The sequence below is a fragment of the Planococcus sp. SE5232 genome, from assembly GCF_050686535.1.
Lineage (GTDB): Bacteria > Bacillota > Bacilli > Bacillales_A > Planococcaceae > Planococcus.
This window is the reverse complement of the sequence record NZ_JBOGCP010000002.1, coordinates 318722-342719: the sequence shown is the minus strand read 5'-3', so window position 1 is coordinate 342719 and position 23998 is coordinate 318722. Positions and strand designations below refer to the sequence as shown.

At 47.0% G+C, this 23998-nt stretch carries 23 protein-coding genes; 21 read left to right on the top strand and 2 right to left on the bottom strand.

Features of this window, described 5'->3' with window-relative positions; all coding sequences use genetic code 11:
• The first annotated feature begins 102 nt into the window (after nucleotides 1-102).
• From ACRC6Q_RS10525 to ACRC6Q_RS10515, 3 genes are all read left to right on the top strand, one after another.
• Nucleotides 103-660, top strand: coding sequence for a helix-hairpin-helix domain-containing protein (locus tag ACRC6Q_RS10525; protein ID WP_431466486.1), 558 nt, complete (start codon nucleotides 103-105; stop codon nucleotides 658-660).
• Nucleotides 661-741: 81 nt separating this feature from the next.
• Nucleotides 742-1314: a ComE operon protein 2 gene (locus tag ACRC6Q_RS10520; RefSeq protein ID WP_223638053.1), complete on the top strand. Its 573-nt coding sequence runs from the start codon at nucleotides 742-744 to the stop codon at nucleotides 1312-1314.
• Nucleotides 1315-1418: 104 nt separating this feature from the next.
• Nucleotides 1419-3587: a DNA internalization-related competence protein ComEC/Rec2 gene (locus ACRC6Q_RS10515; protein WP_431466485.1), complete on the top strand. Its 2169-nt coding sequence runs from the start codon at nucleotides 1419-1421 to the stop codon at nucleotides 3585-3587.
• Nucleotides 3588-3901: 314 nt separating this feature from the next.
• On the opposite strand, the gene ACRC6Q_RS10510 is transcribed toward ACRC6Q_RS10515, so the two are convergent.
• Nucleotides 3902-4036 (bottom strand): YqzM family protein, encoded by a 135-nt coding sequence (locus ACRC6Q_RS10510; RefSeq protein WP_008431587.1) that lies wholly within the window; start codon nucleotides 4034-4036, stop codon nucleotides 3902-3904.
• Nucleotides 4037-4193: 157 nt separating this feature from the next.
• On the opposite strand from ACRC6Q_RS10510, the gene holA reads away from it, so the two are divergent.
• Complete coding sequence (gene holA / locus ACRC6Q_RS10505) at nucleotides 4194-5222, top strand: DNA polymerase III subunit delta (protein ID WP_223638047.1); 1029 nt, start codon at nucleotides 4194-4196, stop codon at nucleotides 5220-5222.
• 51 nt (nucleotides 5223-5273) lie between these two features.
• Here the strand turns inward: holA and rpsT are convergent, their stop codons facing one another.
• Nucleotides 5274-5522, bottom strand: coding sequence for a 30S ribosomal protein S20 (gene rpsT, locus ACRC6Q_RS10500; RefSeq protein ID WP_223638044.1), 249 nt, complete (start codon nucleotides 5520-5522; stop codon nucleotides 5274-5276).
• 216 nt (nucleotides 5523-5738) lie between these two features.
• Between rpsT and lepA the strand changes: the two genes are divergently transcribed.
• From lepA to ACRC6Q_RS10415, 17 genes are all read left to right on the top strand, one after another.
• Nucleotides 5739-7568, top strand: a complete 1830-nt coding sequence (gene lepA / locus ACRC6Q_RS10495; RefSeq protein WP_223638042.1) for a translation elongation factor 4 — start codon at nucleotides 5739-5741, stop codon at nucleotides 7566-7568.
• A gap of 59 nt (nucleotides 7569-7627) precedes the next feature.
• Entirely contained in the window at nucleotides 7628-8767 is a 1140-nt protein-coding gene (hemW, locus tag ACRC6Q_RS10490; RefSeq protein WP_431466484.1) for a radical SAM family heme chaperone HemW, read from the top strand.
• 90 nt (nucleotides 8768-8857) lie between these two features.
• Nucleotides 8858-9892, top strand: coding sequence for a heat-inducible transcriptional repressor HrcA (hrcA, locus tag ACRC6Q_RS10485; RefSeq protein WP_223638037.1), 1035 nt, complete (start codon nucleotides 8858-8860; stop codon nucleotides 9890-9892).
• 17 nt (nucleotides 9893-9909) lie between these two features.
• Nucleotides 9910-10521 (top strand): nucleotide exchange factor GrpE, encoded by a 612-nt coding sequence (gene grpE, locus ACRC6Q_RS10480; protein ID WP_431466483.1) that lies wholly within the window; start codon nucleotides 9910-9912, stop codon nucleotides 10519-10521.
• Between the two features lie 21 nt (nucleotides 10522-10542).
• The gene (gene dnaK, locus ACRC6Q_RS10475) at nucleotides 10543-12369 is read left to right on the top strand and encodes a molecular chaperone DnaK (RefSeq protein WP_223638035.1); all 1827 of its coding nucleotides are present in this window, start codon (nucleotides 10543-10545) and stop codon (nucleotides 12367-12369) included.
• A 109-nt stretch (nucleotides 12370-12478) separates the two neighbouring features.
• The gene (gene dnaJ / locus ACRC6Q_RS10470) at nucleotides 12479-13597 is read left to right on the top strand and encodes a molecular chaperone DnaJ (RefSeq protein WP_223638033.1); all 1119 of its coding nucleotides are present in this window, start codon (nucleotides 12479-12481) and stop codon (nucleotides 13595-13597) included.
• 129 nt (nucleotides 13598-13726) lie between these two features.
• Nucleotides 13727-14668 carry a 50S ribosomal protein L11 methyltransferase gene (prmA, locus tag ACRC6Q_RS10465; protein ID WP_431466482.1) on the top strand — a complete coding sequence of 314 codons (942 nt, stop codon included), beginning with the start codon at nucleotides 13727-13729 and terminating at the stop codon, nucleotides 14666-14668.
• Between the two features lie 12 nt (nucleotides 14669-14680).
• Entirely contained in the window at nucleotides 14681-15421 is a 741-nt protein-coding gene (locus tag ACRC6Q_RS10460) for a 16S rRNA (uracil(1498)-N(3))-methyltransferase (protein ID WP_431466481.1), read from the top strand.
• A 123-nt stretch (nucleotides 15422-15544) separates the two neighbouring features.
• Entirely contained in the window at nucleotides 15545-16213 is a 669-nt protein-coding gene (gene deoC, locus ACRC6Q_RS10455) for a deoxyribose-phosphate aldolase (protein ID WP_223638024.1), read from the top strand.
• Nucleotides 16214-16308: 95 nt separating this feature from the next.
• Nucleotides 16309-16482: a 30S ribosomal protein S21 gene (gene rpsU, locus ACRC6Q_RS10450; protein ID WP_006828698.1), complete on the top strand. Its 174-nt coding sequence runs from the start codon at nucleotides 16309-16311 to the stop codon at nucleotides 16480-16482.
• A gap of 342 nt (nucleotides 16483-16824) precedes the next feature.
• Nucleotides 16825-18150: an NfeD family protein gene (locus ACRC6Q_RS10445; RefSeq protein ID WP_223638022.1), complete on the top strand. Its 1326-nt coding sequence runs from the start codon at nucleotides 16825-16827 to the stop codon at nucleotides 18148-18150.
• A 4-nt stretch (nucleotides 18151-18154) separates the two neighbouring features.
• Nucleotides 18155-19141: a flotillin-like protein FloA gene (floA, locus tag ACRC6Q_RS10440; protein WP_223638019.1), complete on the top strand. Its 987-nt coding sequence runs from the start codon at nucleotides 18155-18157 to the stop codon at nucleotides 19139-19141.
• Between the two features lie 30 nt (nucleotides 19142-19171).
• Nucleotides 19172-19666, top strand: coding sequence for a hypothetical protein (locus tag ACRC6Q_RS10435; RefSeq protein WP_431466480.1), 495 nt, complete (start codon nucleotides 19172-19174; stop codon nucleotides 19664-19666).
• Between the two features lie 233 nt (nucleotides 19667-19899).
• A complete protein-coding gene (locus ACRC6Q_RS10430) occupies nucleotides 19900-20859 on the top strand; it encodes a PhoH family protein (protein WP_431466479.1) in 960 nt (319 codons plus the stop codon).
• 178 nt (nucleotides 20860-21037) lie between these two features.
• Complete coding sequence (locus tag ACRC6Q_RS10425; RefSeq protein WP_223638010.1) at nucleotides 21038-23158, top strand: HD family phosphohydrolase; 2121 nt, start codon at nucleotides 21038-21040, stop codon at nucleotides 23156-23158.
• A gap of 14 nt (nucleotides 23159-23172) precedes the next feature.
• Nucleotides 23173-23655 (top strand): rRNA maturation RNase YbeY, encoded by a 483-nt coding sequence (ybeY, locus tag ACRC6Q_RS10420; protein WP_223638007.1) that lies wholly within the window; start codon nucleotides 23173-23175, stop codon nucleotides 23653-23655.
• Nucleotides 23642-23995: a diacylglycerol kinase family protein gene (locus ACRC6Q_RS10415; RefSeq protein WP_223637992.1), complete on the top strand. Its 354-nt coding sequence runs from the start codon at nucleotides 23642-23644 to the stop codon at nucleotides 23993-23995. Before ybeY ends, ACRC6Q_RS10415 begins: the two co-directional genes overlap by 14 nt.
• The last annotated feature ends 3 nt before the right edge of the window (nucleotides 23996-23998 follow it).

The following is a 23998-nucleotide window of genomic DNA, read 5'->3' as shown; positions in this document are numbered from 1 at the left end:
TTAATTGCCTTCTGAAGAAATGAGGAATGCCAGCTGAAACCTTCCCAGCTTCAGAAAAACTCCGCATGGCTGTTGATCCCCGCTGCCGCCATTGCGTTATTGATGATCTACTTCTTCTTTCCACAAGAAAAGGCGGAAACAACACCCGCCGCTTCTCTCGAATTGATCAGCGCTGAATCCCCTCAGCAGACAGAAACCCCTGAAAACGAAAATCCCGTAATCGAATCCACATTAATGATAGATATGAAAGGCCAGGTGGTCAGTCCCGGCGTTTATGAGCTTCCGGCAGGATCGCGTATGCAGGATGCCATAGATGCTGCCGGCGGATTTACGCCTGAAGCCGACAGCCGCTCCATAAATCTGGCATTGATTGTTGTTGATGAAACCAGTCTGTATGTTCCAGCGGCGGGTGAAGAAATCATCTTGCCGGCAGCCCAGCAGACAGCCCCAGGCAGTAGTGGGAGCACCCTCATCAACATCAATCTGGCAACAGAAACCGAATTGATGGAACTGCCGGGAATCGGTCCTTCCAAAGCTGCTGCTATACTAGCTTACCGGGAAGAAGCCGGAAGCTTCAAAACGCCGGGAGAATTGACGGAAGTCACCGGGATCGGCGATAAAACCTTTGAACAATTAAAAGAGTTGATCATCGTTAAATAATCGCGATGTGCAACAAAGGCGGTTGACGAAACCGTCGCCTCTGCTACACTTATTTTAACTACACAAGCAGGAGGCAATTAAATGAAGCGAATAACTTGGGACCAATTTTTCATGGCGCAAAGCCATTTGCTCGCACTCAGAAGCACATGTACACGACTGGCTGTCGGCGCCACCATTGTACGCGACCGCAGAATTATGGCTGGGGGGTACAATGGATCGATTTCAGGCGGCGACCATTGCATCGATAAAGGGTGTTACGTTGTCGATGGCCATTGTGTCCGGACCATCCATGCAGAAATGAATGCGTTGCTGCAATGCGCAAAGTATGGCGTCAGCGTCAATGGCGCCGATATGTATGTCAGCCATTTCCCTTGCCTGCAATGCACCAAGTCGATTATCCAGTCAGGAATTTCCCGTTTGTATTATGCCACCGACTACAAAAATCATGAATACGCTATTGAATTATTGGAACAGGCTGGCGTTGAAGTGGTGCAGGTAGTATTCGATGAGCGGAAAATCGATTTTTTGAGTGTGGAAAAATCAGCTCTATATATTGAGCTTCTGGAGAAATTGCGTGAAAAAGGCGGAAGTGAAGAAGAATTGGCCCATTACAGTGAACGGGTGAATCAATTATTCGGAGAAGTCGAAGTCTAAACACCACGATCTTTCTTTACCTGGCAACAGCGACAGCTCTTGCCACATATGCAGCGCATGAAACAGCGGTTCAGCTCGTGTTCATGGCGCTGCTTTTTTGTTGGATGGCTTGGAAAAAGGAAACTTTGTCCGTCATCCTCAGTATCCTGTTGTTTGCCTGCACCGTTTACCTGGTACAAGATATTCGCAGCCAGGATACGTTTGGTTATTCCGGGAGGTACTCAGGAGAACTGACATTCAAGCCAGGAGCAGTCATCGATGGCGACAGCCTCAGAGGGTTTGCGTTGATAAGAGAGGATACCGTCGTTTACGCCCGGTACCGTGTGGACTCAGAAGAGGAAAAGCATCTTATGGAGAAGTTAGTGGATGGATCGGTATTTCAGGTGTCCGGCGTTTTCGAAGCAGCTTCAGCACCATCGCACCGCTATTCGTTCAATATGGCCGATTACTTGAAACACAATGGAGCCGCATCTCTCTTGACGATCCAGTCGATGGACGGGGCTCGGACGAATGCTACATGGGCTAATCGGTTACTTGGGAGAAGAGATGCCCTCAAAAATCATATCCGTGCGCATTTCCCGGAAAGTTTGGCTGCGGAAGCGGAAGCGCTATTGATCGGTGAACGTGAAAACATGGATCCTGACGATCAGCGGGTGCATCAAACACTCGGCATCTCTCATTTATTCGCCATTTCGGGACTGCATGTCGGGATAGCGTCCGGCCTTTTGTATGTGATTCTGGTCCGCCTGCACGTCCGAAAAGAGACGGCTTTCCTAATATTGCTGATTGTCCTGCCGCTGTATGCGGTGATAGCAGGGAGTGCGCCTTCGGTATGGCGGGCGGTAAGCATGGTATCGGTGGTGCTGGCTGGAAAACTGCTAGGATTCAAGATTCCTATTGCAAGTATTATGTTAACAAGTATGGTGCTCTTCCTGCTGTGGAATCCATACGCGTTGTATAAAATCGGTTTTCAACTTTCTTATGGAGCGACGTTCGGTATCATCTATTCATTGAAGTTTTTGGGTGGAATCCAATCATCCCTGAAAACGGGGTTTGTCATCACGTTCATCTCTCAGATGACCCTGTATCCATTGCTGCTGTTCCACTTTTATGAACTATCGCTGTCAGCATTTGTGGTCAACAGCTTGTTTGTTCCGCTGTTCACCTTGCTTATCCTGCCGGCCAATTTTCTGCTGCTCTTTCTGACATCGGTATTTCAGCCGGCTGCCGACTTTGTTTTTTACTTTTATGAGCCGCTGCGCAGTGAAGTCGATCGTTTTATGGTTTGGCTGGCGGATTTGCCTTATCAGCTGTGGAATCCAGGAAAACCTGGAGTTTTTACCGTATTTTTGCTGATGGGCAGCGTCTATCTCTTTTATTGTACGGCTGAGCGGAAATTCCGTTTTCGGCAATTACTGATCTTATTGGTACCGGCTCTGCTGTTCACGGCCTTGCCTTATCTCGATCCGCGCTTGAAGGTGACTTTTCTTGATGTCGGACAAGGAGACAGTGCGCTGGTCGAACTGCCTTACCGGCAGGCAGTCTATTTGATTGATAGCGGCGGGCTGCTGCGTTTTGATACAGAGGCTTTCAAAGAGAAAAAAAGGCCGTATGAAATCGGCAGGCAAGTAGTGGCGCCTTATCTGAAAGGGAATGGGATTTCGTCGATCGACACCTTTATCATTTCGCATCCGGATGCAGACCACGCTGAAGGGGCGGAAGAAATTTTCCGGCTTTTCCCGGTCGATGAGCTGCATCTGACTCCGGGTTCCGCATCGAACGCATTGATGGTGCAGCTGGCACCGGATACGGCAGAAGCGAAAGTGGTGTTTCCGGGAGCGGGATCGAATTGGACAGTGGGTGAGACGCAATTCACCTATTTATCGCCAAAGGATGCGGAGTACGAAGGCAACAACGATTCGCTGGTGTTGTTAATGAAGACCGGGGACTACCGGGTTTTATTTACCGGAGACCTGGAAGCGGGAGGCGAGAAGGATCTATTGGAGTCTTATGGGAACGAACTCGCCGGATTGACGGTATTGAAAGTGGGCCATCACGGCAGCAAGACGTCCAGCAGCGAGGAATTCCTGGCCGCACTCAAACCGGCATTGTCGATCTTTTCAACGGGTGCAGACAATCGCTACGGCCATCCGAGCCCCGAAGTGGTGGAACGCTTTACCGAATTGAAGCTCGATACGCTGAACACTGCAGAAAACGGCACCATCCGATTGCTTTATGAAAACGGAGAATTGGAGCTTGAGACGATGCGATGACTAGTGAAAAGCGCAGGCAGCCATGGAGCTCTGACAGGCATAAGACAGTCCAACGAAGCGGCGTTCTTTGCCGTATAGTTGGGTTGGCTTATGACCCAAAGAGCTGGCTGCCGGAGTCTGGACTATAAGAAAAGCGCAGGCAGCCATGGAGCTCTGACGGGCATAAGACAGACCAACGAAGCGGCGTTCTTTGCCGTATAGTTGGGTTGGCTTATGACCCAAAGAGCTGGCTGCCGGAGTCTGGACAATGAGAAAAGCGCAGACCAACAAAAAAAGGTTCCGGGTCAGATGACCTGGAACCTTTTTTGATTTAATTACCGTGCTGCAAACTGTACAAGTCCAGCGATGATAAAGATAAGGGCGAAAAATCCAAAGGATACGACGAAGCCCATACCCGCGTCGATTGCATCGTTACGTTTGGACTGTACATTCTGTTCAAATTCATTCATTGAAATCCCTCCTAATTCCTTCTAATTATAAGCGAAGACAACGCAAAAATCTAGATTGAAGTGGACATAAAGAGATGAAATTGTGCGTTGACACATAACTGTCAAATACCCAAAGCGGCAAAAATCCGATATAGTAGAGAGAGGGGAGGCTGATAAGATGATTACTTCCGTGTGGAAATCCATACGCAGCGGACAAATAGACCCTGTTTATCTCATTGTAGGAACAGAAAGCTATTTTATCGAAAAAACTTTGGATTTATTAAAAGATAAATTAACGGGTGGCGGCGAATTGGAGCTGACTTTTTTCGATTTGGATGAAGTACCTGTCGAACATGTCATCGATGAGGCAGATACCATTCCATTCTTCAGTGACCGCAAACTGATCATTGCGCGGAACGCATCGTTCCTGAAAGCGGCAGAACGCGGCAAAGAAAAAATCAATCATGACCTGAAGGCATTGGAAGCCTGGTTGGAACATCCGCCAGGCAGCTCGGTCACAATTTTCGTGGCGCCTTATGAAAAATTGGACGAACGGAAAAAAGTGACCAAGCTGATGAAGCAACACACCGTTTTGGTGGAAGCGAAATCGCTGCAGACGAATGACCTCGAAAGTTGGCTGATGCACGAAGCGAAAAGTTTCGGCAAGGGCATCGATTTGAAGGCCGCCCAAAAACTGATGGAGATGGCCGGCACGAATCTGACGCTGTTGTCTTCGGAAATCGAAAAGATGTCCCTTTACCTCGGCGCAGCTGAAGGAAATATCACAGTGGAGCTTGTAGAGGGGATGACGGCACGGACCCTCGAACAGGATGCCTTCAAAATGCTGCAGTCCTATTTGGATGGCGACGTCAGCGGGGCGCTCAGCGTCTATTACGATTTGCTGCGGCAAAAGGAAGAGCCCGTCGCGCTGACGGCTTTGCTGGCTTCGCAGATCCGATTTATGATCCAAGTCTATTATCTGCAGAAAAAGGGCTATCATGCCCAGCAGATTTCCAAGCAATTGAAAGCCCATCCTTACCGGGTCAAGCTGCTGGTGGAAAAACGTCAGCAGATTTCCGAACAACGGCTATTGCAGGTGCTCGGTGATTTGGCGGCGATCGACTTGCAGCTGAAAACAGTCAGCGGCAACCGTGACCGCATCCTCGAATTCTTTATCATGAAGCGTGCGGGACAGATGAAACGCTGAAAAGAATAGAAAAAAGCCGGTTCCTCTAAAGGAACCGGCTTTTTTAAGGTTTTACGCTTGTTTCATCAAGCGAGCTTTTTTACGGGATGCAGTGTTTCTGTGGATCAAGCCTTTAGAAGCAGCTTTTTCTACCTGTCTAATCGCCGCTTTAACAGAATCGCTAGCGTTATCGTCTTTGTTAGTCAAAGCAGTTTCAGCTTTCTTAACAGATGAACGCATTGCTGATTTCACATGTGAGTTTTGAGCGTTTTTCGTTTCGTTCGTGCGCACACGTTTGATTGCAGATTTAATGTTTGGCATATCTTTCACCTCCTAGACAAATAAGAAAGAGAGGAAATTATCCCAACTCTTTAATGTCTCTATACAACATGAGTTATTTTATCAAATCGACGGAAAGAATGCAATAGATACATGCAAAGAAGTTTTCCTTGACAGTGAAATGAATTCGGGAGCTTTCATTGCTCAATGGCCATGGTACTGCTATAATTCATAGTAGTTTGTATAGGAGTGTGGACCATGAACCAAGAACAGAGATTAGCGCGTCAAAGCAAAATACGTAATTTTTCGATCATCGCCCATATCGATCACGGGAAATCTACGCTTGCCGACCGTATACTGGAAAGAACAAACGCCCTTACCTCTAGGGAAATGAAAGAGCAGCTGCTTGATTCTATGGATTTGGAACGTGAACGCGGCATCACAATCAAATTAAACGCTGTCCAATTAAATTACACAGCAAAAGACGGCGAAACGTATATCATGCATTTGATAGACACACCCGGGCACGTCGATTTCACTTACGAAGTCTCACGCAGCCTTGCTGCCTGTGAAGGCGCCGTTTTGGTCGTTGATGCTGCACAAGGCATAGAAGCCCAAACGTTGGCGAATGTTTATTTAGCCTTGGATAATGACCTTGAAATTTTACCGGTCATCAATAAAATCGATTTGCCTGCTGCAGATCCTGAGCGTGTACGGCAGGAAGTGGAAGAAGTTATCGGACTCGATGCCTCTGAAGCCGTTCTTGCTTCGGCGAAAGCGGGTATTGGAATCGAAGAGATCCTTGAACAAATCGTTGAAAAAATACCAGCACCTACAGGTGACCCGAGTGCGCCGTTAAAAGCGATGATTTTCGACTCGCTTTATGATCCGTATCGTGGAATCGTTTCGTATATCCGTATTGTTGAAGGAACGGTCAAGCCTGGCGACACAATCAAAATGATGTCCAGCGATAAAGAGTTTGAAGTTATCGAAGCAGGAGTGTTCACACCGAGAGCCACGCTCCGGGAGGAATTGACGGTTGGAGATGTAGGATTCCTGACGGCTGCCATCAAAAATGTGGGTGATGCACCGGTGGGTGATACCATCACTCATGCAAGAAAACCGGCATCGGAAGCATTGCCAGGATACCGCCGTTTGAATCCGATGGTTTATTGCGGACTTTATCCGATTGATACGTCAAAATACAATGACTTGCGTGATGCACTCGAAAAATTGGAATTGAATGATGCGGCACTTCAGTTTGAACCGGAATCTTCCCAAGCGCTGGGCTTCGGCTATCGCTGTGGTTTCCTTGGTTTATTGCATATGGAAATTATTCAGGAGCGGATTGAACGCGAGTTTAATATCGACCTGATCACCACTGCACCAAGTGTTATCTACAATGTCCATATGACGGATGAAGAAGTTCTTAAAATCGATAACCCGGCCATGATGCCTGATGCACAAAAAATCGATTATGTAGAAGAACCTTATGTCAAAGCAACGATCATGGTACCGAATGATTATGTCGGTGCTGTTATGGAAATATGCCAGAAAAAACGCGGAAATTTCCTGACGATGGATTATCTGGATAATTCACGTGTCAGCATCATTTATGAGTTGCCGCTGGCGGAGATTGTCTACGATTTCTTCGATCAATTAAAATCCGGCACAAAAGGATACGCCTCTTTCGATTATGAGTTGATCGGCTATAAAGAGTCGAAACTCGTGAAGATGGATATTCTGCTTAATTCGGAGCAGGTCGATGCTCTCAGTTTCATCGTTCACCGTGACTTCGCCTATGAACGCGGCAAAGTCATCGTCGATAAATTGAAGAACTTGATTCCGCGCCAGCAGTTTGAAGTGCCGATCCAAGCCGCTATCGGCCAGAAGATCGTTGCGCGCCAGACTATCAGCGCCATGCGTAAAAACGTCCTTGCTAAATGTTACGGGGGAGACATTTCCCGTAAGCGGAAACTTCTTGATAAGCAAAAAGAAGGTAAGAAGCGCATGAAGCAGGTCGGATCTGTTGAAGTTCCCCAAGAAGCCTTCATGGCGATCCTGAAAATGGACGACCAATCAAAATAAACGAAAAAAAGGAGGCGGGAATTTCAGCCTCCTTTTCTTATTAGAAAAGAGGAAATAAAATGGTAAAAGGATTGTACATCCATATTCCATTCTGCCACCAAATCTGTTTTTACTGCGATTTCAATAAAGTCTTTTTCAAAGACCAGCCAGTGGATGCCTACATCGATTCAGTAGGCAAAGAATTGGCTTTATGGAAACAACAGGGAGCACTCGATCAGCCGCTGGAAACGATTTTCCTTGGAGGGGGCACGCCGACGTCCCTGACGCCTGCCCAATTGGAGAAGCTGCTTGGCTATATCCATCGCTATGTGCCGATGGCTGCCGACCTGGAATGGACCTCAGAAGCCAATCCCGATGAACTGACCAAAGAGAAGATGCAGGTGTTGTTTGACGGAGGCGTCAATCGCTTAAGCATGGGCGTCCAATCATTTGATGAAGACCTGTTGAAACGGCTTGGCCGGACCCACAGCAATTCAGACGTCAAACGCGCGGTCGATTCAGCCCGTTTGGTCGGCTTCGAGAATTTGAGCTTTGATTTGATGTATGGCTTGCCTGGGCAAAGCATGCAGCAATGGGACGACACGCTCGAGCAGGCATTCGCTTTCGACTTGCCGCATTTCTCTGCGTATTCGCTGATCATTGAACCGAAGACCGTTTTCTATAATTTGATGACCAAGGGCAAACTCAATACCGTAACGGAAGATCTGGAAGCCGATATGTATGAAAAGCTGATGAATGAAATGGACAGACGGGGATTGAAGCAATACGAAATCTCCAACTTTGCGCGTCCAGGCCATGAGTCGCACCATAATTTATTGTATTGGGACAATGTCGAATACATCGGCGTCGGTGCCGGTGCCCATGGCTATGTGGATGGCGTCCGTTATTCGAATGCCGGTCCGTTGAAGAAATACATGGAACCGCTGGATAGAGGCGAACGGCCAATCCTCAATACCCATGAAGTTCCGGTCCATGAAAAGATGGAAGAAGAGATGTTTTTGGGTCTCCGGAAAACGTCCGGTGTGTCTTTGCTGCATTTCCAGGAAAAATTCGAAAAACCGATACAGGACGTATATGGCGCTATATTGGAAAAAGAAATCGCCAAGAAGAATCTGGAGATTGCCGGTGACTTTGTCCGTCTGACCAGAAAAGGCCGCTTCGTCGGCAATGAAGTTTTTGAACAATTTTTATTGGCATAAAGCTCTTCCGTTGACATCGCTCATTATATTTGTTAATTTTAATGTAGTATTAGCACTCGGGTACTTAGAGTGCTAACAGAGGTGATGATCATGTTAACAGAACGGCAACTGCTCATCTTAAAGGTGACAGTGGATGATTACATTCAATCAGCTCAGCCGGTGGGATCGAACCAACTCTCCAAGAAACCCGAAATCCCTTTCAGTCCGGCGACGATCCGCAATGAAATGGCGGATTTGGAAGGGATGGGATTTTTGGAAAAAACACATACGTCTTCCGGACGCATTCCTTCCGAAAAAGGGTACCGCTATTACGTCGACCATCTGTTGACGCCAAGGCCGCTGCCGCAGCAGGACATCGTGCAATTGCGCTCAATTTTCGAAGAAAAACTGACAGAGACTGAAGAAGTCATTAAACGCTCTGCAATGATCCTTTCGGAATTGACCAATTACACGTCCATTTTACTGGGTCCTGATGTGCGCAGGCATATCGTCAAGAAGTTGTCGATCGTGCCGTTGACGCAGGACGCGGCGGTTGCGATTATCGTAACCGATTCGGGTCATGTGGAAAATCGGGTATTTTCCATTCCGCCGGGGCTCAACCCGTCGGATATAGAAAAAATGGCGAATATCCTCAACGAACGGCTGGTCGGGGTGTCGCTGAACAATCTGCATCTGCGGCTCGAACAAGAGACTTTGACGATTTTAAAGCAGCATGTAGAACGCTATGGCGAACTGTTCCATACGTTCAGGCAAGCGGTCTTACTGCCGCATGATGATGAAAACATCTATTACGGCGGAAAGCTCAATATCCTGAAACAACCGGATTTCCACGATCTTCAAAAGATCAGGGATTTGATGGATGTTATGGAAGAAGCCAAGCACATTCCGATGATCCTGCCAGTAGGAAGCCAAGGCCTCCACATTCGAATCGGCTCGGAAAACACGCTGTCGGCAATGGAAGACTGCAGTGTCATTACGGTGTCGTATGATATCGGAGAAGAACAGACAGGGTCGATCGCCATAGTCGGTCCGAAACGGATGGATTATAAACGCATCGTGTCCATATTGGATCTATTGAGCGGCGATTTATCGAAAGAGCTGACCCGTATATTCAAAGGAACGTGAACAAAGGAGGAATAGATTTGTCTAAAAAAAAGGAACCATTAAAAACCGAAGAACAAGAAGCAGCTGAAGATATGGCTGCAAAAGAGCCTGTCCCTGAAACGGTTACGGAAGAGCAAGCGGAATTCGCTGACTCGGAAACTCCGGAAATCGACCTTTCTGCTGATCAGGAAGAAGAAACAGTTGATGAAACTGAAGAACTTCGCAAACAGCTGGAAGCAGAGCAAAACAAATATTTGCGCCTATTGGCCGATTATGATAATTTCAAACGGCGTACTCAAATAGACAAAGAAATGGCCAATAAGTTCCGCTCGCAATCCTTGCTGTCGGATATCCTGCCGGTACTGGATAATTTCGAGCGCGCATTATCGCTCCAAACCACCAGTGAAGAATCCGCTTCCCTATTAAAAGGCGTCGAGATGGTACAAAAATCCCTGATCGAAGCAGTAAACCGGGAAGGCCTGGAAGAAATCAAAGCTGTGGGCGAACCATTCGATCCGAATTTCCATCAGGCGGTCATGCAGGAAAAAGATGATTCAGCTGAAGAAGGAACTGTTCTGCAGGAATTGCAAAAAGGCTATGTCCTAAAAGGACGAGTACTTCGTCCGGCAATGGTAAAAGTAAACGAATAAAAATTATTGGAGGAATTCTTAATGAGCAAAATTATCGGTATTGACTTAGGTACAACAAACTCAGCAGTCGCAATTCTAGAAGGCGGCGAACCAAAAATCATTCCAAACCCAGAGGGCAACCGTACAACACCTTCTGTTGTAGCTTTCAAAAACGGTGAACGCCAAGTCGGCGAAGTGGCAAAACGCCAGTCGATCACGAACCCGAACACCATCCAGTCTGTAAAACGATTGATGGGTACACAGGAAAAAGTGACAGCTGAAGGCAAGGAATACACGCCTCAGGAAGTATCTGCAATGATTCTTCAGTACATTAAAGGATACGCTGAAGAATATCTAGGCGAAAAAGTAACAAAAGCGGTTATCACAGTTCCTGCTTATTTCAACGACGCAGCGCGCCAGGCTACGAAAGACGCTGGACGCATCGCAGGCCTTGAAGTGGAACGGATCATCAACGAGCCGACTGCAGCAGCACTTGCATACGGCTTGGATAAAATGGACAAAGATGAAACGGTTCTTGTCTATGATCTTGGCGGCGGTACGTTCGACGTATCGATCCTTGAGCTTGGCGATGGCGTTTTCGAAGTAAAATCCACTGCCGGCGACAACCGTCTGGGCGGCGATGATTTCGATAAATTGATCATCGATTATTTGGTGCAGGAATTCAAGAAAGAAAACGGCATCGATTTGTCGAAAGACAAAATGGCTACTCAGCGCTTGAAAGATGCTGCTGAAAAAGCGAAAAAAGACCTTTCAGGTGTTTCTTCAACTCAAATCTCATTACCGTTCATCACTGCAGGAGAAGCCGGACCGCTTCACCTGGAAGTTACAATGAGTCGTGCTAAATTCGATGAATTGACTTCTTCATTGGTCGAACGCACAATGGGGCCAACTCGCCAGGCATTGAAAGATGCAGGAGTTTCAGCTTCTGAACTTGACCGTGTCATCCTTGTCGGTGGATCTACTCGTATCCCGGCTGTACAGGAAGCTGTCAAGAAAGAAACAGGAAAAGATCCGCATAAAGGCGTTAACCCGGATGAAGTGGTAGCAATGGGTGCTGCGGTTCAGGGCGGCGTTTTGACTGGTGATGTTAAAGATGTTGTACTATTGGACGTGACACCATTATCACTTGGTATTGAAACAATGGGTGGCGTGTTCACAAAATTGATCGAGCGCAACACAACGATCCCGACTTCAAAATCACAGACATTCTCAACTGCCGCTGACAACCAGCCGGCTGTAGATATCCATGTATTGCAAGGGGAGCGCCCGATGGCAGCAGCCAACAAAACGCTTGGCCGTTTCCAATTGGCTGATATCCCGCCAGCACCACGCGGCGTGCCACAAATCGAAGTAAGCTTCGATATCGACAAAAACGGTATCGTCAGCGTTAAAGCGAAAGATCTTGGAACGCAAAAAGAGCAGACCATCACGATTCAATCCAACACTTCATTGACTGACGACGAGATCGAACGCATGATCAAAGAAGCGGAAGAAAATGCAGAAGCGGATGCGAAAGTGAAAGAAGAAGTGGAACTTCGCAACGAAGCGGACCAAGCTGTCTTCACAACTGACAAAACAATCACTGATCTTGGTGAAGTTGTTTCTGAAGAAGAGAAAAAACAAGCAGAAGATGCACGCGACGAACTGAAAGCGGCATTGGAGTCGGACAATAGTGAAGACATCCGTGAGAAGAAAGACAAACTTCAGGAAATTCTGCAAGGCCTTTCGATGAAAGCTTATGAGCAGGCAGCAGCAGCTCAGCAAGCAGGACAAGAAGAAGGCGCAGCCCCAGGCAACGACGATGTAGTTGACGCTGAATTCGAAGAAGTAAATGATGATAAAAAGTAAGACCTTGAAAAGTCAAAGCAAAGCAACATGCTTTGGCTTTTTCAATGTTTTTGCAACAGTGATTTAAACCGTGTACAATTACAGTTGATTGCTAGAGGGAGAGTGACTTATGAATAAGCGAGATTATTATGAAGTACTTGGCGTATCCAAGTCCGCTTCTAAAGAAGAGATCAGAAAAGCTTACCGGACTTTATCAAAAAAATTCCATCCGGATATCAATAAAGAAGCCAATGCTTCCGAGAAATTCCAGGAAGTAAAAGAAGCCTATGAGGTATTGAGCGATGAGCAGAAACGTGCACAGTACGATCAATACGGCCATCAGGATCCGAATCAGGGCTTTGGCGGCGGATTCAGCGGCGCCGATGGTTTCGGTTTCGACGATATCTTCAGCACCTTCTTTGGCGGCGGTTCGAGACGCCGTGACCCGAATGCTCCACGCAAAGGCGATGATCTGCAATACTCGATGACCATCGATTTCATGGATGCCGTATTCGGCAAAGAATCGGAAGTTGAAATTCCGAAAGATGAGACATGTGACACTTGTGACGGTTCTGGTGCTAAACCTGGAACCAAGAAGAAAACATGTCCGTATTGTGAAGGCTCCGGCCAGATGAATGTTACGCAGGACACGCCTTTTGGCCGTATGGTCAACCGCCGCGCCTGCCAGCATTGCGAAGGAACCGGTCAGATCATCGAAGAGAAATGTACGACTTGCCATGGCGAAGGAAAAGTGCGCAAAGTCAAAAAAATCAAAGTCACCATTCCAGCGGGTGTTGACGATGGCCAGCAATTGCGTGTTACAGGCCAAGGCGCGCCGGGTGTCAACGGGGGACCTGCCGGAGACCTGTATGTCGTTTTCCGCGTAAGACCGCATAAACAATTCCAGCGGGAGGGCGATGACATTTACCTGGATATTTCGATCACCTATCCACAGGCTGCTTTGGGTGACGAAATTGAAGTGCCGACCATTTCCGGCAAAGTGAAATTGAAGATTCCAGCTGGTACACAAAGTGGAGCGCGTTTCCGCTTAAAAGGCAAAGGCGTCAAAAATGTCCATGGCTACGGAACCGGCGATCAACACGTCATTGTCCGCATCAAAACACAGACAAAACTGAGCGAAAAACAAAAGCAGCTGCTGCGTGAATTCGCTGAAATCAGCGGTGATATCCCTGAAGAACACAGCAGCTCTCTTTTTGCAAAAATCAAACGCACCATCAAAGGTGAATGATTCGAGCTGTTAAGGATGAAGAGTTCATTGTTCGTGGTGAATTAAAGCAATTCAAATTTTACAAACAGAAGACTCTTGCGTAAAGCAGGGGTCTTACTGACTGTAGAAGCGAAAAGGAGCTGGGCAGAATTGAAATGGTCAGAACTGGCGATCCATACGACAAATGAAGCGATTGAAGCGGTTTCCAATATTATGCATGAAGCAGGAGCAAGTGGTGTAGTCATTGAGGATTCAGAAGACTTGACGAAAGAAAGAGAAGATCGCTTCGGCGAAATCTATTCGCTGGATCCGGAAGACTTTCCAGTGGATGGAGTTGTTCTGAAAGCTTATTTGCCGGTCAACAGCTTCCTGGGCGAGACGATAGAAGCTATTAAGTCGGCGATCAACAACCTCGTTGCATTCGACATCAACTTGGGCAAAAACGAAGTGACCATCAGCGAAGTGAACGAAGAGGAATGGGCAACATCCTGGAAGAAATACTACCATCCCGTGAAAATTTCCAAACGTTTCACGATTGTTCCCACATGGGAGACATATAATCCGGTATCGAGCGATGAATTGATCATCGAATTGGATCCGGGAATGGCGTTCGGGACAGGAACCCATCCGACCACTGTCATGAGCCTCCAGGCGTTGGAGAAGATTGTGCAGCCGGACGACCGTGTCATCGATATCGGTACGGGATCAGGGGTATTGGCGATCGGAGCAGCATTGTTGTCCGCCAAAGAAGTTTATGCGCTGGATTTGGATGAAATTGCTGTGAAAGCAGCAGGCATCAATGTCAAGCTGAATAAAGTTCAGGACATTGTGACGGTGGAAGAAGGCAATCTGGTCGATAAAATAGATCAGCCGGGTGATGTGGTCGTCGCCAACATTCTGGCGGAAGTCATCATGTCATTTACCGATGACGCATTCGGCATCGTTAAACCGGGTGGCCGCTACATCACATCAGGCATCATAGCAGCGAAAAAGAATGATGTAAAAAAGGCTCTTGAAGCTTCCGGATTCGTCATTGAAGACGTCATGATGATGGAAGACTGGGTAACCATCATTTCAAAAAAACCTGAATAACGGGGTGCCACAATGCAGCGATATTTTATAGAAGGCAAGATTCCTGAAAATCGAATAGTGGCGATAACCGGCGATGATGCAAAGCATATCGCCAAAGTTATGCGCCAAACGGCCGGAGACTACTTGATTGCGGTCATGGAAGGCAAGGCTTATCTTGCAAAGATACTGGCTGCTGACTTTGATGTGGAAGTAGAGTTGGGTGAAATACTGGAAATCCAGGTGGAGCTGCCGAAAAAAGTGACGATTGCTTGTGGATTGCCGAAAGGCGACAAACTGGATTTAATCACCCAGAAAGCCACCGAACTCGGGATGTATGCCCTGCTGCCATTTTCTGCAGAGCGTTCCATCGTAAAATGGGATAGTTCCAAAAGCGAGAAAAAAATCGGACGGCTCCAGAAGATCGCCAAGGAAGCAGCGGAGCAGTCGCACCGGACACATGTCCCTGAAATACATGGTGTCCATAGCTTCAAGCAATTGCTGGCCAAAGCTTCTTCTTCCTATGACACAATTATCGTGGCTTATGAAGAAGAAGCGCGGGAAGGCGACAGAACGCGGTTTGCTGAAATTTTGAAATCATTGTATGATAAAGATTCAGTCCTGATCATTTTTGGTCCGGAAGGTGGAATTTCTGAAAAGGAAGTGGCCGCACTGAAAAGCACTGGAGCCATCTTCACTTCTCTCGGCCCCCGTATTCTGCGGACAGAAACGGCGCCTTTGTATGCATTGGCCGCCATTTCCTGTGAATTCGAATAGAGCTGAGAGTTTGTTCCGGACATCATCAAAATTACTGGGCACTGAGCTGCAGTGACATTTCCCGGTTGGGGGAAATTGCCTGATAGACAAAATGACTTTTTAATAGAATGGGGATTTTAAATCATGACGAACATTGCATCATATATTGACCATACTTTACTGAAACCCGAGTCGACAGAAAGCCAGGTCGTTCAATTGTGCAAAGAAGCAGCTGAATACAAGTTCGCGTCTGTATGTGTCAATCCGACATGGGTTGAAACTGCAGCAGCTGAGCTTGCCGGCAGCGGAGTGAAAGTATGCACCGTCATCGGATTCCCGTTAGGGGCATCAACTCCTGAAACAAAAGCTTTTGAAACGACTGACGCCATTTCAAAAGGCGCCGGTGAAATTGATATGGTCCTGAACGTCGGCGCATTGAAAAGCGGCAATACCGACCATGTGAAAAAAGATATCGAAGCAGTCGTCAATGCGGCAAAAGGCAAAGCGATCGTAAAAGTGATCCTTGAAACCTGCCTGCTGACTGACGACGAAAAAGCCACTGCTTCGCGCTTGTCCAAAGAAGCGGGAGCTGACTTTGTTAAAACTTCTACTGGCTTCTCAACTGGTGGAGCAACTGTAGAGGACGTCAAATTGATGCGCCAGACAGTCGGTCCTGATTTGGGAGTGAAAGCTTCCGGCGGCGTACGCAGCCTGGAAGATGTTGAAGCGATGATCGAAGCGGGAGCTACACGCATCGGAGCAAGCTCTGGCGTGAAAATCATGCAGGGACTAACTTCAGATTCCGATTATTAACTATTGACCTTTTTTAGGGGATACGGTATAATTTCTGAGTATATAACACTTGTTGTTCTTCGCTTCAACGTGTGTTCGGAGGGAGGGAAAAAGAGATGTCAAAAACTACAGTTCGTAAAAACGAATCGATTGAAGATGCTCTTCGCCGCTTCAAACGCACTGTTTCTAAATCTGGAACAATGCAAGAGGTAAGAAAGCGCGAGTATTATGATAAGCCGAGCGTGAAACGTAAATTAAAATCAGAAGCTGCGCGTAAACGTAAATTTTAATTGACTTTAAGAAGTATAATCGACTTTTAAAAAATATGAACGACCAGCTTAAACCATCGACACGTTGAACGTGTCGGTGGTTTTTCTATTTGTCACATTTGTAAGCGCATTCTTTCGTTATTCCAGATACTTTCCTTTATAATGGGATTATATAGGGTGAGTGGAATTGTGCATGCATTTCTCAAGCAGGCACTCACTAAACCCACCACGACTAAAGTGCCATGACAGCTTCCTCGTCAAGTTGTTAGGCTCCATTCATCTGGAACAGAAAGTTGAAACCTAATTCCTGTTCATCCGTATATATACAAACAGTAAATTTGTAATGCGAAAGGAGAGATCCAATTGAGCAGAGTCAAAGTCTTTATTGGTTTTGGACTTTTACTGTTATCGTTTCTGCTCATGCTCCCGGCTATCCAGGCTGACACTTCGACAGTGTATGTCATACCGATCGAAGATGAAGTTGAAAGAGGACTGCAGGCTTTTATCGAACGGGGCATTGAAGAAGCGGAAGACGCTGGAGCCGAAGCCATCATATTTGAAATAGATACACCGGGGGGATTTGTGGACGCGGCAGATGGCATTGCCCGTCAGTTAAACAAAACTTCACTGGAGACATTGGCTTTCATCAATCAGGATGCTCTTTCTGCAGGTGCATTCCTGGCCTTGCACAATGATGAAATTTACATGCATCCCAACGGCCGCATTGGAGCCGCACAGGTGATTGACATGTCCGGAAATGCAGCTGCCGATAAAGCGAACAGTGCTTGGTTGGCTTCTATGAGAAGCGCAGCTGAGACAGCAGACCGTAATCCGGAGTATGCGTTGGCTATGGCAGATGCCTCAATCAGTCTGCCTGAACTCGGCTTAGCCGAAGGGGAGCTATTGACTCTCGGTGCAACAGAAGCCGAACAGGTGGGTTACTCGGAAGGAACTGTATCTTCCTTGGATGAACTGCTTGTTTTAAAGGGCTTTGAAGATGCCGCTGTAGTGACGATCGATGAGACTTTTTCGGAAAGTCTGGCCCGTTTTCTGACCAATCCGATCGTCGTGCCGATTCTCCTATCTTTTGCGGGGTTAGGCTTGCTGCTGGAATTGTTTACACCGGGAGTCGGAATTCCGGGACTCATTGGCCTGTCCTTTTTGCTGCTGTTCTTTTATGGACATCTGGTGGCGGGCTTAGCTGGCTACGAATCCATCATTCTATTGGTTATCGGATTCGGGCTTTTGGTGGCTGAGTTCATCATCCCGGGCGGTGTCGCCGGATTCTTGGGAGTAGCTGCCATTCTCGGCAGCATTCTTTTGGCGGGAGGGGACCTGAAAACCACCGCCATAGCAGTACTAATTGCAATGATAGTAGCAACAGTGGGGATGGTGATTGTAGTGAAATTCTTTGGTAAACGGCTTGATTTGTTCAAACGGATTATCTTGACTGATGCCACCGATACGGAACATGGTTACGTATCGACTACAAATCGCCCGGAACTTGTCGGTAAGATTGCTCATTCAGTGACGGCACTTCGTCCATCCGGTACCATCCGGCTGGATGACGAACGCATCGACGCCGTCTCTGAAGGCAGGTTTATCGACAATGGAAAGGATGTTAAGATAATCAAGGTAGAAGGTTCACGAATTGTTGTTCGCGAACTTGAAAAACAAGAGGAGGAATAAGAGAATGGGACTTGAAACAATTGGTTTAGGTGCAGCAATAATAGGGATTATCATCATTTTGGCAATTTTCTTCACTTTCGTGCCAATCACTTTATGGATTTCAGCATTAGCGGCAGGGGTAAAAATCAGCATCTTTACACTGATCGGGATGAGATTGCGCCGAGTTATTCCATCACGGATTGTAAACCCGCTGATCAAAGCGTCAAAAGCAGGGTTGACTGTAAGCATCAATCAATTGGAAAGCCATTACTTAGCCGGCGGTAACGTTGACCGCGTCGTCAATGCATTGATTGCGGCTCATCGCGCCAATATCGAATTGCCATTTGAACGTGCTGCAGCCATCGACCTTGCAGGGCGTGATGTATTGGAAGCAGTTCAAATGTCCGTTAACCCGAAAGTTATCGAAACACCATTTATTGCAGGTGTGGCGATGGATGGAATCGAAGTTAAGGCAAAAGCCAGAATTACAGTTCGTGCCAATATTGACCGTTTAGTCGGTGGTGCAGGTGAAGAAACAATCGTTGCCCGTGTGGGTGAAGGTATCGTTTCGACACTCGGTTCCAGTACGAGCCACAAAAAAGTTCTTGAAAACCCGGACTTGATTTCCCAGACAGTCCTATCGAAAGGTTTGGACTCTGGTACGGCATTTGAAATCCTATCGATTGATATCGCAGACGTTGATATCGGCAAAAACATCGGAGCGGAATTGCAGACAGAACAAGCTGAAGCAGATAAGAAAATTGCACAGGCTAAAGCTGAAGAGCGCCGCGCAATGGCCGTAGCAAGCGAACAGGAAATGAAAGCGAAAGTTGTGGAAATGAGAGCGAAAGTTGTGGAAGCGGAAGCAGAAGTGCCGCTTGCAATGTCCGAAGCGCTTCGCACAGGAAATATCGGCGTTATGGATTATGTCAATTATAAGAATGTCCAAGCGGATACAGGTATGCGAGAGTCCATTTCGAAAACAGGCATGGATAAATCCGACGATAAATAATGGGCGTTGACCATAAGGGAGGTTTGTCGTATGGAAGCTCTCATATTTGGACTTGTCATCATGGCGATAAGCGCTTTTTTCAGTAAAGGGAAAAAGGAGTCAGCTGATGATGCTCCGGCAAGGCCGGTCTCGACACCAAAATCGACTGGTAGGGACAACCGTTCCGGACAAAGAACGTTCAAACGAGTAGAAGATTATGCGAAAGAAATTTATGGAGAACTTCAGAATCAAAAAACTCAACAGCCTGAGCGAACAGAACAGGTCAAGAGAAAAGCTGAAGAAGCTGTTAAACGGACTCCGGTTCGGGAAGCGCGCAAGGAAGTGCAGCGTCGTGTGACTTCCCGAAACAAACAAAGTGAAATACAGGATCTTATTTCCGCATCGGAAGCGCGGGTTTTACAAAATGAGCCAGCTGTAACGCAGGCTGTAAAAAACACTGATGAACTTTTGCCATTAAGTGGTGAAGACGTCCGAAGAGGCATTATCATGGCGGAAATTTTAATGCCGCCAAAGTCTAAAAGGTAACAGCAGTCGTCCAGTGGAAACTGGGCGACTTTTATTTATATAAATAATATTATTATGTAAACAAATCGTATGATTTAATTTAGGTGTCGATGTTCAATCGTTATTCTGGGGAGCAGGGACATGGCTGAGAAAATCTTTTGTTCTGGCCATTATCAGACAAATGTTTTACAAGTGATTATCTTTAATGATAGAGTGAAAACAGTAGTAAATACTCGATTCCAAGGAGCGTCCACATGACAGAAAATAACCTACTCGAATTACATGTGAAAGACCCAAATGAAGCGGTTCAGCTGCTCGGGATATCAGACAATCATTTAACATTAATCGAAGAAGCTTTCGACATTCAAATCATCACCCGTGGTGAAGTCATCAAATTATCCGGTTCCGAAGAAGGCAGGCAGACGGGGAGATTATTAATAGAACAGTTATTGAAGGTAATTCGAAAAAACATCAATATCGATCAGCGTGATATTGTTTCCGCTATCGAAATGGCCAAAAATGGCACGATTGAATATTTTGCAGAACTATATGACGAAGAAGTGGCACGCAATGCCAACGGCAAATCCATCCGTGCTAAAACGATTGGCCAACGCCATTATATCCACGCAGTGCGAAGCAAAGACCTGGTATTTGGAATTGGACCTGCCGGCACAGGAAAAACCTATCTGGCAGTTGTCATGGCCGTGCAGGCATTGAAAAACGGCCAAGTGAAGAAAATTATTTTGACACGTCCTGCCGTAGAAGCGGGAGAAAGTCTCGGCTTTTTGCCGGGTGATCTGAAAGAGAAGGTGGACCCATACCTGCGTCCACTGTATGATTCCCTGCACGATGTACTGGGGCTGGAGCAGACCAATCGCTTGATCGAACGCGGCACCATAGAAATTGCCCCTCTCGCTTACATGAGAGGGCGCACTTTAGACGAAGCATTTGTCATTCTTGATGAAGCACAGAATACCACCAAAGCGCAGATGAAAATGTTCTTGACGCGCCTTGGCTTCGGTTCGAAAATGATCATCACCGGAGATAAAACGCAGATCGATTTGCCAAAGGGAGCAGAATCTGGATTGATTGCGGCTGAGACGATTCTAAAAGGTGTCCGCAACATCCATTTCCAGTATCTTGAAAGCGGCGATGTGGTTCGTCACCCACTAGTTGCAAAAATCATAGAAGCCTATGAAAATCAGCCTACCTAAAAAGGATGAGGAAAGATGCAGGGAGCGTTCCCTGCATCTTTTTCTTTCGTTGAATTCGATCTTGCCTAGATTGTTTAAACCCATAAATATGGAGATAATTTCAAATTTTTAGAAATACACGGTGAAATCCATTTCTTTAGTTGTTATGATGGAAATAAGAAATGCGGGGTGTATGGGCATGCGTCAACGAGCACAAAAAATCTTCGAAAAAATGGGTTACCGAAAATTGATAGCGATAGGCGTCTTATTGACCGGCATGATGCTCTATGCTTTTTTGATGGACTCCGTTCAGGGAGATACATATGATATCCGGTTATTCCAATTATCACCCGAAACCATCCGCTCTGAAAAAACAGTAGAAGATCCGATTAAAACTGAGTTGGAAAGACAACGGCTAGCGGAAGAAGTGGCACCGAGCTATCAATTCATGGATGAAATTGCGGCTAACCAATCCGCTGTAATCGAATCTCTTTTCGGCTATATACTCGATGCGAAAGCTCCAACTGAAGAAGAGCAGGAAGAACTTTCCCGAGAAGCGATGATTGCAGAGCTTAGGGAAGAATTGCGCTTGATGGAAACCAGCGAAAATGGCCTCCGTTTAACAGAAGACATGTTGAATTCTTTAGTGTCTCTGCCGACTGAAAGACTCGTTGAAGTCCAAGAAGAATTAGACCGGCTGCTTCAATCTTATTTGAGCGAACCGGTACGCGTTGAGGAAGTCGCGCGAATCCGCACGGAAATTGAACAGGATATCCGGCGCAATGAACAGATTCCGGCTGACGTGGTCCAAGCGGCAGTGGCTGTGGGCCGTTTCGGCATCATCCCGAACGAACTGGTCAATGAGGAACTGACAGCTAGCCAGGTGGAGCAGGTGCGAAGCAGTGTAGAGCCAACGCGCATACTCCAGGGACAGGTCCTTGTCCAGGAAGGGCAGATTGTGGACAGGGAAGTCTATCGACAGCTGGAACTGGCTGGAATGACAGAAGAGCAGCTGAACTATAAACCGTTGCTCGGGCTATTGATTTTTGTCTTGATCGCTATGGGACTCTTACTGACGGTAATCTCCCGTTCACAAAAAGATGACAGAAATAAAACGACTGAACTGTTGGTCATGATTGTAGCAATCGCCATTTCGCTTTCGCTTATGAAATTATTGTATGCGGTCAGTGGAAATTTTGATCTTGTTATTGCCTTTCTTTTCCCAACGGCGCTTGCAGGTATGCTTGTCCGCCTGCTGGTCAATGAGCGGGCGGCTGTCTTTGTGACGATCCTGCTCAGTGCAGCAGCTGGAATCATGCTGCAAAGCGGCTATTCGGCCTCTTTGCAGGTGGACGTCGCCCTTTATATCCTGTTCGGTGGATTGACTGCTATTTACTTGATTGATCGGGATGGCGGCCGAGGACGCCTGCTGCAGATCAGCTTGGCGGTGGCAGGGGCCAACGTACTGTTTGTCGCTTTTTACCTGCTGATCGGACAGGCGCAATACAGCTGGTCGGAAATCGGGTTTTATTTTACAGCTGCTGTTGTATCGGGCTTATTGTCCGGTGCATTGGCAATTGGTTTGCTGCCGTTTTTCGAGTCGGCATTCGGGATGCTGTCGGCCATGCGGTTGATCGAGCTGTCCAATCCGAATCATCCATTATTGAAAAAAATCTTGATGGAAACGCCGGGCACCTATCACCATAGCCTGATGGTCGCCAATTTGGCGGACGCTTCCTGTGAAGCGATTGGTGCCAACGGCCTGCTGGCCAGAGTCGGCTGCTATTACCACGACATCGGAAAAACCAAACAGCCGCAGTTCTTCATTGAAAATCAAGTGAATATCGAAAATCCGCATGACCGTCTGCCGCCGGAAAAAAGTCGGGACATCATCCTCGCACACGGTGTGCAAGGAGCCCGGATGCTTAAAAAATACAAGATGCCCAAGGAAATTGTGGATGTGGCGGCGCAGCACCACGGCACCAGCTTATTGAAGTTCTTCTATTACAAAGCGAAAGAAACGGATCCAGATACCAAAGAGGAGTCTTACCGCTACGTAGGGCCAAAGCCGCAAACCAAGGAAATCGCCATCATCTGTATTGCGGACAGCCTGGAAGCGGCCGTGCGTTCGATGAAGGAACCAACATCAGAAAAAATAAAAAAATTGGTGGAATCGATTGTAGAAGATAAACTGAAGGATGGGCAATTCGAGGAATGTGATATATCCTTGAAAGAGCTGAAGAAAGTAAAAGCGGTTATGTGCGAAACCTTGAATGGCATCTTCCATTCCCGCATCGAATATCCGAAAGAAACCAATTGACAGGAGGAACTGCTATGATTGCAATCGATTTTATGGATGAAACGGAAAGCCTGAAACAGCAGGAACTGGATTTTGTGCAAAAAATACTGGAGCATGCAGCAAAAGAAGAGGGATTGGGGCAGTCGGAAGTATCAGTGACTTTTGTCACCAATGAAATGATCCGTGACATCAACCGCGAATACCGCGGCAAAGATCAGCCGACAGATGTCATTTCGTTTGCCATGGAAGAATTAGGAGAAGGGGAAACAGCCATCATCGGTTCACCTGAGCCGAGGATGCTCGGGGACATCATCATTTCGCTGGACCGCACAAAAGAGCAGGCCGCCGATTACGGCCATTCGTTCGAGCGTGAACTGGGCTTTCTGGCTGTCCACGGCTTTTTGCATCTGCTGGGGTACGACCATATGACAGAAGAAGACGAAAAGAAAATGTTTTCCCGTCAAGAGGAGATCCTGGTTTCACTCGGCATCACGCGTGATAAGCATGACGGCGCGTAGATTTTTCCGCTCTTTCCAATTTGCAGCTCAAGGCATCGGGACCGCCTTAAAGCGTGAACAAAACATTCGCTTTCATTTTCTGGCTGCTGTAATTGTCGTGCTCGCCGGATGGTTGACGGGGCTGTCTTATTTGGAATGGCTGATGGTCATCCTGTTGATCGGCGGCATGATTGCGCTGGAGATGGTCAACTCGGCCATCGAACGGGTTGTCGACCTGGCGACAGCAGAACTGCATCCGCTTGCCAAACAGGCCAAGGATATGGCGGCAGGTGCCGTTTTGGTATTTGCGGCAGCAAGTGCTATAATTGGATTACTGATATTTCTACCCAAATGGTTTTAAATT